This window comes from Mycolicibacterium sp. TUM20985, from assembly GCF_030295745.1.
Lineage (GTDB): Bacteria > Actinomycetota > Actinomycetes > Mycobacteriales > Mycobacteriaceae > Mycobacterium.
This window is the reverse complement of the sequence record NZ_AP027291.1, coordinates 3,080,154-3,093,533: the sequence shown is the minus strand read 5'-3', so window position 1 is coordinate 3,093,533 and position 13,380 is coordinate 3,080,154. Positions and strand designations below refer to the sequence as shown.

11 protein-coding genes, 1 tRNA gene and 1 pseudogene are annotated in these 13,380 nt (G+C 63.9%); 11 read left to right on the top strand and 2 right to left on the bottom strand.

All coding sequences use genetic code 11. The features are described 5' to 3' along the window. The first annotated feature begins 234 nt into the window (after positions 1-234). The 3 genes and pseudogenes from QUE68_RS15185 to QUE68_RS29645 all read left to right on the top strand — a co-directional run. Entirely contained in the window at positions 235-2,235 is a 2,001-nt protein-coding gene (locus QUE68_RS15185) for a cellulase family glycosylhydrolase (RefSeq protein ID WP_286274099.1), read from the top strand. Between the two features lie 304 nt (positions 2,236-2,539). Next, on the top strand, positions 2,540-3,439 hold the full coding sequence (locus tag QUE68_RS15180) for a hypothetical protein (protein ID WP_286274098.1): 900 nt from the start codon (positions 2,540-2,542) through the stop codon (positions 3,437-3,439). A gap of 228 nt (positions 3,440-3,667) precedes the next feature. After that, positions 3,668-3,775: pseudogene (locus QUE68_RS29645) on the top strand (excalibur calcium-binding domain-containing protein); the annotation flags it as partial. A gap of 522 nt (positions 3,776-4,297) precedes the next feature. Here QUE68_RS29645 and QUE68_RS15170 read toward each other — a convergent pair. After that, on the bottom strand, positions 4,298-5,083 hold the full coding sequence (locus tag QUE68_RS15170) for a pentapeptide repeat-containing protein (protein WP_286274096.1): 786 nt from the start codon (positions 5,081-5,083) through the stop codon (positions 4,298-4,300). Positions 5,084-5,396: 313 nt separating this feature from the next. On the opposite strand from QUE68_RS15170, the gene QUE68_RS15165 reads away from it, so the two are divergent. Both QUE68_RS15165 and QUE68_RS15160 read left to right on the top strand, forming a co-directional pair. Beyond that, on the top strand, positions 5,397-6,101 hold the full coding sequence (locus QUE68_RS15165; RefSeq protein ID WP_286274095.1) for a helix-turn-helix transcriptional regulator: 705 nt from the start codon (positions 5,397-5,399) through the stop codon (positions 6,099-6,101). Between the two features lie 269 nt (positions 6,102-6,370). Continuing rightward, positions 6,371-7,381 (top strand): tyrosine-type recombinase/integrase, encoded by a 1,011-nt coding sequence (locus QUE68_RS15160; protein WP_353507032.1) that lies wholly within the window; start codon positions 6,371-6,373, stop codon positions 7,379-7,381. Here the strand turns inward: QUE68_RS15160 and QUE68_RS15155 are convergent. Further along, a tRNA-Leu gene (locus QUE68_RS15155) sits at positions 7,338-7,414 on the bottom strand. The genes QUE68_RS15160 and QUE68_RS15155 overlap by 44 nt on opposite strands. A gap of 95 nt (positions 7,415-7,509) precedes the next feature. Between QUE68_RS15155 and QUE68_RS15150 the strand changes: the two genes are divergently transcribed. The 6 genes from QUE68_RS15150 to QUE68_RS15125 all read left to right on the top strand — a co-directional run bounded on the left by QUE68_RS15150 (position 7,510) and on the right by QUE68_RS15125 (position 13,365). Then, a complete protein-coding gene (locus QUE68_RS15150) occupies positions 7,510-8,118 on the top strand; it encodes an ANTAR domain-containing response regulator (protein WP_284226862.1) in 609 nt (202 codons plus the stop codon). A gap of 177 nt (positions 8,119-8,295) precedes the next feature. Further along, on the top strand, positions 8,296-9,507 hold the full coding sequence (locus QUE68_RS15145) for a branched-chain amino acid ABC transporter substrate-binding protein (protein ID WP_284226861.1): 1,212 nt from the start codon (positions 8,296-8,298) through the stop codon (positions 9,505-9,507). A gap of 79 nt (positions 9,508-9,586) precedes the next feature. Continuing rightward, positions 9,587-10,597: a branched-chain amino acid ABC transporter permease gene (locus tag QUE68_RS15140; protein WP_286274094.1), complete on the top strand. Its 1,011-nt coding sequence runs from the start codon at positions 9,587-9,589 to the stop codon at positions 10,595-10,597. Then, positions 10,594-11,799 carry a branched-chain amino acid ABC transporter permease gene (locus tag QUE68_RS15135; RefSeq protein WP_284226858.1) on the top strand — a complete coding sequence of 402 codons (1,206 nt, stop codon included), beginning with the start codon at positions 10,594-10,596 and terminating at the stop codon, positions 11,797-11,799. Before QUE68_RS15140 ends, QUE68_RS15135 begins: the two co-directional genes overlap by 4 nt. After that, the gene (locus QUE68_RS15130; RefSeq protein ID WP_454786262.1) at positions 11,796-12,638 is read left to right on the top strand and encodes an ABC transporter ATP-binding protein; all 843 of its coding nucleotides are present in this window, start codon (positions 11,796-11,798) and stop codon (positions 12,636-12,638) included. The genes QUE68_RS15135 and QUE68_RS15130 overlap by 4 nt, the downstream gene beginning before the upstream one ends. Next, entirely contained in the window at positions 12,625-13,365 is a 741-nt protein-coding gene (locus QUE68_RS15125; protein ID WP_284226857.1) for an ABC transporter ATP-binding protein, read from the top strand. Before QUE68_RS15130 ends, QUE68_RS15125 begins: the two co-directional genes overlap by 14 nt. Positions 13,366-13,380 lie beyond the last annotated feature (15 nt).

Genomic DNA, 13,380 nt, shown 5'->3' with positions numbered 1-13,380 from the left:
GCGAGTGAATCATCGCTGGCACCCATCACGGGAACATAACTCGCTGCTCAGGCTGTGTTTTATAATCAAATCAATATTTGCGTAAATTACAAATTCGCGCACATTCTCACCGGCCCATTCTTCCGGCAATTGGTATGTTTTCGAGTTTCCTTCGATTCATTGTGCGGTTTGCCATAAAGCGCGTAACTTCATGATCGTTGACGGTGTGGACAATTTCATTCGAGAGCAGGCAGCATGAAGAAGTACGGCCAGGGAGTGTTCAAGGCCATCGCGATGCGGGGCATCGTCGTCGCGATACCGGTCGCCATGGCAAGTGCCTACGCCAGCAACCTGTTCGTTCCCGTGCCGCCGCGCATAGCGGCCTACGAGTATCAACAGGTCGCTGAGATCACCACCACGCCGTCCACGGTCGGCATCGCCGCATCGACGCTGTATGGGCAGACCAAGGCGCAGATCGATGCCCAGCTCGACGAGATGCAGGCACTCGGTGTGGAGAACATCCGCGTCTTCGTGCCGTGGGGGCTCATCGAGATCAGTGACGTGACACCGGGCGGCCCGAATCAGTACTACTGGAATCTGCTCGACACCGTGATGACGGCCGCCAAGGAACGCAACATGGGCGTCCTCGCCGAAATCAACAGCACGCCGTATTGGGGTGCTGCAGACGGAAGTACGTCCTTTTCCGGCACCTCATCGCCCAACATCGCGGCGTACGCGGCGTTCGTCTCCGACTTCGTGGCCAAGTATGGCGACGTCGTGTCGGCCTACGAGATCTGGAACGAACCAAACGCCGTCTTGTTCTCCAACCCCGTCGATCCCGCCGCCTACGCCGCGTTGGTGAAGGCGGCTTACCTGGCCATCAAGCCAACCGATCCGACGAAGCCGTCCGACCCGACCGCCACCGTGATCGCCGGCGCCGTGGGGCACGTCATCAACTTCGGCAACCTGACCATGGACCCCGTCGACTTCGTTCAGGCGATGATCGCCGCCGACCCGACCATCGGCAACTACTTCGACGCGCTGTCCTACCACCCGTACGACGAGACCATGGCGTTCAGTGCGGGCAACGTGCCCGCCAACTCGTCGTACTTCGCCTCGGACACCGCCTACAACCAGGTCAAGGACCTGATGGCGCTGTTTCCCACCAAGAAGGTGTGGCTCACCGAGTTCGGCGTTCCGACCTACAGCTACACCTACACCGACATGAACGGCGTCATCCAGACCGTGACCGTCACGCAAACGCAGCAGAACGCGTTGATCAAGGACCTGGTCCAGACCTGGCAGAACTTCACCCAGGCCGGGCCGATCTTCTTGTACAACGGCCGCGACGTCGCCACGGGCGCTCCCGGCGCCGACAACAACTACGGAATCTGGGATCAGAACGGCGCCCCCAAGCTGATCGCCGCCTTCCTCGCCCAGTGGTTCATCGACCATCCCCAAGGTGCCACCGGCCCAACGAGTCCGGGCACACCGGGCGCATCACAGAACCCGTTGCAGGCACTGTTCGCGGCCATCGTCGCGCAGATCTCCAATTTCATTGCTCAGGCGCAAACGTTCTTCACCGCCTTCGTTCAAGCGATCGCCAACCTCTTCGGTTCGCTGGGCGGGCCCGCCGTCAACTCGGCGGCACCGTTGTCACTGAGGGTCGCATCGGCCGCTGCCTCGGACACCTCTACCGAGGTCGATGACTCGGCCTCCGCCACGGTCGAGACCGCCGTGACGTCGGACACCAAGGGCACCGCGGAGGCCGCACCGGCCGTCGACGTCGTCCCGGCCGCAGAGACGAGTTCCGCGGTCGACGCCCCGGCTGAGGCCGTGACGCCGGCGGCGGAGGCTGCTCCGGCCGGCGACGCCGCCGTGGTGCCGGAAGTGGAGAAGGCACCCGTAGTCGAAGCCGTCGTCGAAGTGGTCGAACCCGAAGCGGAGCCGGTGGTCACCAAGACGCCCGAGGTGACGGAAGCGACGACCCCCGCCAAGGAGTCCGACACCACCAGCTCCAGCACGACCAAGGACGCCAGCGACGAGAAGTCCTCCACGTCCGACAAGAAGGACTCCGAGGACTCGGATACCCCCACGTCAAAGACCAAGGGCGACAACGACACGTCGACGAACAAGACGACGCCGAAGACGACGGCCTCTGCCGCCGGCGGAGGCAGCAACGACTCGGACGGTTCGAGCAGTTCGAGCACTTCATCTGGGGGAGGATCGGATGGCGGCGGCGGATCCGAGGGGTAGCCGCCAATCACCCGCTATCCGGCCAACCGCCGCGACGCCTGCTTCCGCAGGCTCGCGGCGGTGGTCGTTTGAGAGGCCTGCTGTTCTGGTGCCCTCGGTGAGACTCGAACTCACACTGCACGGGTTTTGAATCCGTCCTACCTGGTGTTTGTTCCGACAAGCCCCGTTGGTACGCCAAGGAACACGCAGGTCAGCGGCTCTAGTTTCGATCAGCTTCGCGCCACCGTCAAAACCAACTGCGGACGGCCTGCGGACGGCCGCCATACTTGCGACGTGTTCAACGCAGAGAAGCGGTGGGTGGGAAGTGGTTGATCCGAGGCTCGCGGTATTGGAGCGCACTTACGCCCGGGCCAGGCGCGGACGCGCCCTCAAAGACTGGGGTTTGCGACCGCAGCCGTATGACCCCGGCAGCAGCCTTGCGCTCGACGACGACGGGTTCATGGTCGACATTGGCGGGCTGGTGAACGTAACAGCGCTATTCCCGATTATGAACGCCACCGACAACCTCGCGGCCGTGGCTGACCTCATCGAGTTTCGTCCCACCTCTAAGAACGCTCACATCTCCTCCCTGTCGACGCTATGCCGGACAGCGTTGGAGTCGGCGGCCAAGACAATCTGGTTACTCTCGCCAACCGACCGCGCCGACAGGCAAGCCCGTTGCATCGGCTTCACCTACTCAGAACTAGACGCACAGCGCGGATTCCACGCAGCCGAGCGCAAGCGCTTTCACTCTCAGCCGGGATACGAGCAGGACCCGACCTACCCGAAATTCGTCGAGCACGTTCGGCTATTTGACGAACGAATCGCGCTGATGAACCGACAGCGACGGGATAAAGCTCCGAACTCGTCGGGCTTTGTGACCAGCGCCGGGAAATGGGTCGATTCGCACCCGCCGGTCCATGACCATGGCGGGTTGTTCCGAGACGGTTTTGCATCGGCCGTGGACCGGTTCTACACGCTCGGTTCTGGCTTTGTTCATGGCTACAAATGGGCGATGGACTATGTGAAGCGCGAGCTAGATTCGTTCGCCATGGTCGCTGATGGTCTGGGTGCAGCGGTTGGTATGGCCGAGTGCGCTGTCGCGCTGTACGAAGCGCAGGCTCAGCGACAGGGCGCACCGACCAGCCGTCAGCAGCTTCACCCGGACAGCCTGCGACCGACGATCTCCAACTGGGCGGCGCTCTATGGGAGCACGCCGGGGTGACGTTCCCGCTCACGAAGGTGCCTCCCACTACGGGCATAGGCGCGCTTGCTGCTGACCGCCTGGCAGGTCGCTGCTAGCAAATCGCTATGCTCGCAGCTGATAGTCGGGGGACCGTGAACAATCTGGGGGTTAGTGATGTTTCGACGAGCAGCTAAAGCATGCGCAACGTTGGCGGCAACCGGAGTTGGCGTTGGGGGCCTTTTGATCGCCGCTCCCGCCGCCAACGCATACACCAGCTGCGCCCAGGCGCGGGCGGCTGGTGCTGCGCCGCTGTACGCGGGTCAGCCTGGCTACTCACAGAACTTGGACCGTGACGGTGACGGCGTGGCCTGCGAGACGGGTTCGGGAGGCGGGTACGTCCCCGCCGCCCCGTTCGTGCCCGCCCCCAACACCCCGGCGCCTGCACCAGTGCCGTCAGCTACCACGGCACCCGCACCTGCCGCTACCCCCAGCGAGGTCTGCTACGACTGGATGAAATTGCGCACCGACCCCGCGACTGGTGAGGAACAGGTCTGCGGTGCCAACACCTCGCCCGCCGAAATCTTTTACTGGATTCCCGCCGGACCGATGCCGGGTGGCGTCCACGACGCTGGTTCAGCGTGCCCTGGCGTGCCCCTGTTTACGTTCGCCAGGTCCACCGATGACTACATGATCTGGTGCGCCGAGGGCACGCATCTGCTGCTACCCGGCAAGGTGACGGTCAACGACCCGCCGCAGCCGATCTGGGCGCTGTACAGCCCTTAGGTGGCAGCAGCTAAGTAGCCTCAGGGCCCCAAGCCCCAGACCCGTACAAAACGGCAGCGAGCGAGCTTGCGCTCGCGCAGCTAAGTATGGGCGGGGGACATTCCCCACCCACCCCTAGCCGCCCTGGCGGCATCGGGGACGTTGAAGGTCGTTGCGCAGACCTGCGAGATTGCTAGACCGCGTTTGATCGTATTGTGCGTAAGCGCGGTCGTGGTAGCGAGGCAGCTCGGGCGGCCGAAATCCCTTCGGCCAGACAGTCGTTGTGTCGTAGTAAACGCCCTTCATCGAAGCACCGTCGAGATTCGCTCCGCTCAGGTCTGCGCCGGACAAGTCGGCCCAGTCCAGAACAGTTCCTCGAACGTCCGCCCCCGTCATATTTGCTCGCGTGAGAAGTGCGAAGTCGAAGGTTGCGCGTGAGAGTTTTGCATGGCAAAGATTGGCGCCCGTCAAGTCTGATCGTGTACCGAAGTTCAGGAACCGACTTTCGCCGGTTAGGTCCAATCTGGGCCAACTCAAGTCCGTCCCGCTTAGATTCGAGCCCTCCAGGTCCGCTGCGCTGAAGTCTGCGCCCCGCAGGATCAGCCCGGACAAGTTCATGTCCGTCAGGTCAAACCCTCCGAAGGCACGAAACCCCGCTTGATCTTGTCCTGATGATCGGTCGCGAACGAACCTCAGATTCTCGAGACGCTCTGCTTGGCTCGCTTGGGTCGCTGCGATATCGCGATCACGAATGGCCCGCTCGTCATCGACGGCCTTCTGGCTAAAAAGAAGGACGGTGGCGATCAAACCAGCAATAACTACGTCGCGAAACCACCAAGGAGGACTGCGCAACCACCCCGCTAACGGAACAAGAAACAGCAATGTAAGCGCCAGGATCGGTGCTCCGATAGCGGTAACCACGATGGGGAACCACGGACTTGAGGAAGCCACGCTTGCTTACCCTTCGTGTCAGACCGGCCCCGGTCGCCAGCCAACGTCAGAGCTGGATGCGGGGCACGGACCCGCGCGGAACCCTCCTCGGAGGGCCTGGATTGCTCGGTAAGGGTAAACGGCGGTGGGCTGTTTCGCGCGCACACGCACCGCTTCATGGTGCAGAGCGATGGCCAAAGGGTCTTGAAAGATGGAGTGCACATTTAGCGCAGCACGCCTAGTTGGTGCCCAAGGCGGTCCCCTACGAACCTTCACTGACGTTGATTTTCACGACAGCGCCCGGGTGCGGCCATCCCCACCCAACGCGCATGGTCGTCTTCACGGCGACGCGATCGGAGGTGAAGTAGACCTGGTCGCTGACTTCGGTCTCTACGTCCTCGCGGATCACGACCAGCGAGTGCAATTGCGAGATGGCCCAAATCACATCGTCGTCCAACGCGGCTGGACGCAGACCGAGTTGGCGAAGATGATCACCGACCAGGGCGTCGGGATAGGGATGCATTGGACGACGATCGCCAAGATCGAGAAAGGCGACAGGTCGGTCAAGATCGACGAGGCCGTCGTCATCGCCGATCTCTTCGAGGTGTCTGTCGATTCCCTCCTCGGTCGCCAGGGGAAGGACGATCGGGGGCTGTACCCGCTCCGGCTGCTGAAGGACTCCGCGCGGCAGGCCGAGGGGCAGGTGACGGCCGTCGCCGCCGCGCTCGCCGAACGCATGGACGACGCCAAGGAACTCGACTTCAGGGGTCGTGACTCACTGCTCGGTGATGGCGAGCAGGTGGCTAAGACCCTGCACCATGCGAGCTTGGCCCTCGGACGGATCGCGGGGTTCGACCTGCCTGCGGAGGCAACCATCCGTCCTCCAGAAGAGGAGGAGACGTGGACGACCATCACCGGCGTGAGCACCGACACCAAACAATTCGTCGACAAGATCACCCGCGCGGCGAACAAGGAGTTCATCGCGACACTCGACGAGGGGGAGCAGTGACCGTCGTGAACAAGCGCAACAGGCGCGCCGGGGTCGAGGACCGTTGGCACCGATCCGTCAGGGACGCGAACGGCAACACCAGCACCGAACAGAGCACCAACTACGGCAAGGGCAGTCGTTGGCGCGCAAGGTATGTCGACGAGAACGGCCAAGAGCACGCCAAGGGGTCCGGGCGGAAGTCCGACGCTCAAGCGTGGCTGAACAAGCAAGTCAGCGACCAGGTGACGGGGACGTGGACGGACCCCAAGCTGTCGGGCGTCACGTTCGGGATGATGGCCGAACGGTGGCTGGCGACGAAGGCGACCAGGGCGCCCAAGACCGTCGCGGGCTACCGGTCACTGCTGGAGGTCGTCGTCCTGCCTCGGTGGCGGGACGTTCCACTCCGTGAAGTGACCTTCGATGGATTGCAGGAGTGGGTGACGGGCCTGTCGGTGAACGGGTCCACCCGCTTCGAAGGCAAGGGATTGAGCGCTTCACGCGTGATCCAGGCCCACCAGGTCGTCGCACAGGCGCTGCGGTACGCGGTGCGCGCGAAGCACCTACCCGCGAGCCCCGCCGACGGCCTGGAGCTGCCGCGCAAGAGCGACGTCGAACAGCGGTACCTGAGCCATGAGCAACTGCACCGTCTGGCCGTCGCGGCTGGCCGCTTCAGGACCTTCGTCCTGGTGCTCGGCTACTGCGGTTTGCGCTTCGGTGAGGCGACGGCGTTGAGAATCGGCGACGTCAACCTTGAGACCCGTCGTATCCGCGTCTCCCGGTCGGTCACCTATGTCACGGGCACGGGCCTGGTGGAGGGCGGGACGAAGAATCACACGTCTCGCTCGGTGCCGATCCCGAAGTTCCTTATCCCACTGCTCAAGACGGAAATAGGGGAGCGGGATTGTTCAGAGCGGCTGTTTCCCTCCGGCAACGATGGCGACTATTTGACCATTGGTGAGGTCCGCTGGGTGTTCGACCCGGCGGCGACGGCAATCGACGAGGCCGGGCTGACGCCTCACGAACTGAGGCACACCTGCGCCAGCTTGGCCATTGCGGCGGGCGCCAACGTGAAGGTGCTGCAAACGCTGCTCGGTCACAAGACCGCCACGCTGACGCTGGACCGGTACGGCCACCTGTTCCCGGACGACCTGGGGAAGATCGCGGACGCGTTCGACGCGGCCGCCGTGGCTACTGCGGACGGTTACCCCGTTGAAAAGGGTTGCCACAGACCAGAACCGCGTCTGACCTGCAATCTACTGGTGCCCTCGGTGAGACTCGAACTCACACTGCACGGGTTTTGAATCCGTTTCCTCTGCCAATTGGGATACGAGGGCGTTCGCTGCGCGGTTACCCACCATAGAGGATGGGCACGGGGAGCGGTCATGGCCCCGCGGTCGCTGTTCTGCGGTTCTCACGGGACAATGAGCTCATGACCGGGTCACTGACAGATGCCGCCAAGCCGCACCGTGTCCTCATCGCGGAGGACGAGGCGCTCATTCGGATGGATCTCGCCGAGATGCTCCGCGAAGAGGGTTATGAGGTGGTCGGTGAGGCCGGCGACGGCCAGGAGGCGGTGGAGCTCGCGGAGAGCCTTCGGCCCGACCTCGTCATCATGGACGTGAAGATGCCGCGACGAGACGGCATCGACGCGGCCGCCGAGATCGCCAGCAAGCGCATCGCCCCGATCTTGATCCTCACCGCGTTCTCACAGCGCGAGCTCGTCGAGCGGGCGCGCGACGCGGGCGCCATGGCGTATCTGGTCAAGCCGTTCTCGATCACCGACCTCATTCCTGCGATCGAGCTGGCCGTCAGTCGCTTCGGCGAGATCGCCGCGCTGGAGCAGGAAGTCGCGACGTTGGCCGACCGGCTCGAGACGCGCAAGCTCGTCGAACGCGCAAAGGGTTTGCTGCAGGCCAAGCAGAAGATGACCGAGCCCGAGGCGTTCAAGTGGATCCAGCGCGCGGCGATGGACCGCCGCACCACGATGAGGCGGGTCGCGGAGGTCGTCGTCGAGACCCTCGACGCGCCGGAGACGTAACAACTGCGTTTCCGCGCGCGCTGTTTCGCCCGTTCGTACCGGCGACACTCAGTCCGCGTTGGTCAACACGACGCACCGGCGCCATGTGTTGGCTATGTTCTACCCGAAGCATCGGCGGCCCCGGGCAACGCAACCCGCGTCGCCGGCGCCAATGACAACGTTGACACGGAGGTGAACGTGCGCGGTCGCATGGCACGTAATGCATTTGCTCTCGGGAGCGCGGGCTTGCTCGTGCTGGGAATGGCTGGTTGCAACCAGTCGACACCGGAGGAGAGCTCGTCGCAGTCTGACCTGAAGATCGTCGAGCAGGTACAGATCGACGAGAACGGTGGCGAGGTGAAGCCGGCCGAGGGTGTGACGCCCGCCGACCCCACCGGTGATGGGAAGGCGACCTGCCCGCCCGTGTCGATCGCGATGGCGGGTGCGCTCAACGGCCCTGACGCCGCCCTTGGCATCAACATCAAGAACGGTGTGCAGCTGGCCATCGACAAGCACAACGCGGCGAACCCGGGTTGCCAGGTGCAGCTGAAGCCCTTCGACACCGAGGGCGATCCGCAGAAGGCCACGGCCGTCGCTCCGCAGATCGTCGACGACCAGTACACGATCGGACTGGTCGGACCGGCATTCTCCGGCGAGACCAAGGCCACCGGCACGGTGTTCGATCAAGCCGGCCTCGTGGCCGTCACGGCCTCGGCGACCAACCCAACGCTCAGCGAGAACGGCTGGAAGACCTTCTTCCGCGGACTCGCCAATGACGGCGTGCAGGGTCCCTCGGTGGCGAACTACCTCAAGAACACATTGGGCTACAAGAAGATCTGCGTCGTCGACGACAGCACCGACTACGGTCTGGGTCTGGCCGTTCCCGTGCGCGAAACGCTCGGCCCCGTCGCCGATTCGGCCTGCAACATCCAGGTCAAGAAGGGTGACAAGGACTTCTCCGCGGCTGTCACGCAGATCAAGGGAGTCAGCCCGGACGCCGTCTTCTACAGCGGCTACTACTCCGAGGCGGCACCCTTCGTCCAGCAGCTCAAGGACGGCGGAGTCGAGGCCACGTTCGTCAGCGCCGACGGCACGAAGGACCCCGAGTTCGTCAAGCAGGCGGGCGAAGCATCCAAGGACGCCATCCTGTCCTGCCCCTGTGGTCCGGCCACCGGAACGTTCGCCGATGAGTACACCAAGAAGTTCGGCCAGGAGCCCGGTACCTACAGCACCGAGGGCTACGACCTCGGGACCATCATGCTCAAGGGCATCGACTCGGGTGCCATCACACGGCCCGCGTTGCTGGACTACGTGAAGAACTACAACGGTCAGGGCAACGCCCGCAATTACCAGTGGTCGCCCACCGGTGAGCTGACCACCAACCTGATCTGGATCTTCAAGGTCCAGTAGTCCACGAGGCGAGGCGCGTCCGAGGCCGAGGGGTCCGGGCGCGCCTCGTCTCCATTTAGCTGCAAGGAGTCCGCCGCCAGTGTTATTGGCTGCCAACATCAACTTCAACGTCGATGGCCTGCTGAATGGCTTCTGGCAGTTGACGATCGACGGTCTGTCGTGGGGTGCCATCTACGCTCTGGTGGCCGTCGGCTACACCTTGGTCTTCGGCGTTCTACGACTGATCAACTTCGCGCATTCCGAGATCTTCATGCTCGGCATGTTCGGCACCTACTTCTGCCTGGACCTAATCCTGGGGTTCACGCCCAGCGGAAACGCCTACAACAAGGGTGTTGCGCTGACGATTCTCTATCTCGCGATCGCGATGATCTTCGCGATGCTGGTATCGGGTTCGGCCGCAGTCGGTTTGGAGTTCATCGCCTACCGGCCGCTGCGCCGCCGCAACGCGCGGCCCCTGACGTTCTTGATCACCGCCATCGGCATGTCGTTCGTGCTTCAGGAGTTCGTGCACTTCATCCTGCCGCGGATCATCAACGGTTACGGCGGATCCAACGCCCAGCAGCCGATCATCCTGGTACAGCCGAAGACTCAGTTCACGATGTTCGGAGCCACGGTGTCGAACGTGACATTGGTGATCATCGTCGCCGCGACGGTGCTCGCCCTGCTGACGGACATCGCGATCAACCGCACCAAGTTCGGCCGCGGCATCCGCGCCGTCGCCCAGGACTCGACGACGGCCACCCTCATGGGCGTGTCCCGTGAGCGCATCATCATGACCACCTTCCTCATCGGTGGACTGCTCGCGGGTGCGGCTGCGCTGCTCTACACCCTCAAGGTGCCGCAGGGCATCATCTACTCGGGTGGGTTCCTGCTGGGCATCAAGGCGTTCTCGGCGGCGGTCCTCGGCGGTATCGGCAACCTTCGCGGTGCCCTGCTGGGCGGTCTGATCCTCGGGGTGATGGAGAACTACGGCCAAGCGCTCTTCGGCACCCAGTGGCGCGACGTGGTGGCCTTCGTGCTCCTCGTCCTCGTCCTCCTCATCCGCCCGACCGGGATACTCGGTGAGAGCCTCGGAAAGGCGCGCGCATGAGTCATCAGGCGGAACCGGACCCCAAGGCCAGCACGTCGGCGCAGCGCCTCCTGGCCCCGGGTGACGGTCTGCGGCATTGGTGGGACCGGCTGAGCAGACCGCAGAAGTGGATCTTCGGCGTCATCGGCTTCGGCCTGCTGGCGCTGCTGCCGTTGTACACACCCGGGTTCATCGACACCCCGGGCATCAGCTTCGGCGGGACGATGGCGGCCTTCGTGATGATCGCGATCATCGCCATCGGCCTCAACGTCGTCGTTGGTCAGGCGGGTCTGCTCGACCTCGGCTACGTGGGCTTCTACGCCGTCGGCGCCTATACCGTCGCGCTCCTCACCAGCCCCGACAGTCCGTGGAACAAGATGGGAGCGACCGGCTTCTTCAGCAAGGACTGGGCGTGGCTGTCCTGTGTGCCCATCGCCATGGCGGTCACGGCCCTCGCTGGGCTGATCCTCGGCACCCCGACCCTGCGTCTGCGTGGTGACTACCTCGCCATCGTGACGCTCGGCTTCGGCGAGATCATCCGCCTGCTCGCCGACAATCTCTCCGACGTCACCAACGGGTCGCGCGGCCTCAACCAAATCGCCTACCCGCGGATTGGCGAGAGCGAACGGTTGCCCAACGGGGTCTTCTCGAGCGGCAACTCCGGGGGTGACGCCAACTACGGCACCTGGTGGTTCTGGCTCGGGCTGCTGCTGATGATCGGGATCCTGCTGCTAGTCGGCAATTTGGAGCGCAGCCGGGTCGGCCGCGCCTGGGTGGCCATCAGGGAGGACGAGGACGCCGCGGAGGTGATGGGCGTCGACACGTTCCGCTTCAAGCTGTGGGCGTTCGTCATCGGCGCCGGGATCGGCGGTCTCTCGGGCGCGCTGTACGCCGGTCAGGTGCAATACGTTGCACCGACCAACTTCAACATCATCAACTCGATGCTGTTCCTGGTGGCCGTCGTGCTCGGTGGGCAGGGCAACAAGCTGGGCGTGATCTTCGGGGCGTTCATCATCGTCTACCTACCCAACCGGCTGCTCGGCGTGGAACTGTTCGGTGTCAATCTCGGCGACCTCAAGTACCTGTTCTTCGGCCTCGCTCTGGTGGTGTTGATGATCTTCCGGCCGCAGGGCCTCTTCCCGGTGCGGCAGCAGCTGCTCGCGTACGGCAAGTCCGCACGAAAGTTGTTGAGCAAGGCCGACGATGCGAAGGCGGCGGCATGACGAGCAACGAGCCCGTGATCAACGAGGACCTCGCCTCTCTGCAACGTGACGTGAAGGTGGCCGAGGGCGAGACGCTGCTGCACACCACGGACTTGACGGTGAAGTTCGGCGGTTTGACCGCGCTCGACTCGGTCACGTTCGACATCAAGCGCGGCGAGATCCTGGGACTCATCGGCCCCAACGGTGCGGGCAAGACCACCTGCTTCAACGCCATCACCGGCGTGTATCGCCCGACCTCGGGAACGGTGACCTTCGACGGTGCGCCGCTGGGAAAGATCAAGCGGCATCAAATCACTCGCCGTGGCATCGCCAGGACGTTCCAGAACATCCGGCTGTGGGGTGAGATGACGGCGCTGGAGAATGTGGTGGTCGGCACCGACGCCCGACACCAGACGTCGGTACCCGGGGCCCTGATTCGCACGCCGAGGCATCGGCGCGAGGAGAAGTCGGCGATCGAGAAGGCCGTCGCCCTACTGCAATTCGTCGGTATCTCGCAGCGCGCCGAGGAGAAGGCCAAGAACCTGCCCTACGGTGATCAGCGTCGGTTGGAAATCGCCAGGGCATTGGCGACGGAGCCGAAACTCCTGTGCCTCGACGAACCCGCCGCCGGGTTCAACCCGAGCGAGAAGTCGGCGCTCATCGAGCTGATCCAGGCGATCCGCGACGACGGCTACACCGTGCTGCTGATCGAGCACGACATGCGGCTCGTCATGGGGGTCACCGACCGAATCGTGGTGCTCGAGTTCGGCCGCAAGATCGCCGATGGTCTGCCCGCCGAGATCCGCGATGACCCGAAGGTCATCGCGGCCTACCTGGGAGTACCCGATGACGAGCTCTGACGGACGGCCCGTTCTGCTGGAAGTCCGCGACGCCGTCGTGCACTACGGCCGAATCGAAGCGCTGCACGGCATTTCGCTGACCGTGCACGAGGGTGAACTCGTCACGCTGCTCGGATCCAACGGCGCGGGCAAGACCACGATGATGCGCGCGATCTCCGGCCTGCGGCCGTTGACGTCGGGTTCGGTGTGGTTCGACGGCCAGGACATCACGCGGGTGAAGGCACACCGTCGGGTCACCGACGGGCTCATCCAGGCTCCGGAGGGGCGGGGTGTCTTTCCAGGTATGACCGTGGTGGAGAACCTCGAAATGGGTTGCTATGGGCGGAAGTTCCCGACCAAGGCCGAACACAACGAGACGTTCGACTGGGTGTTGGAGACATTTCCGCGGCTCGCCGAGCGGCGCAGTCAGGTCGGCGGCACCCTCTCCGGCGGCGAGCAGCAGATGCTGGCCATCGGTCGGGCCCTGATGGCCCGGCCCAAAGTGCTCCTGCTCGACGAACCGTCGATGGGTCTGGCGCCGATGGTGATCTCGCAGATCTTCAAGATCATCTCCGAGATCAATAAGCAGGGGACCACCGTGCTCCTGGTCGAGCAGAATGCGCAGCAGGCGCTGAGTCGCTCCGACCGCGCCTACATCCTCGAGACCGGTTCGGTCACGCGGACCGGCAATGCGCGAGACCTGTTGGCGGACGACAGCATTCGCGCCGCCTACCTCGGCGTCGCCTAGCCTCACCTCACCTCA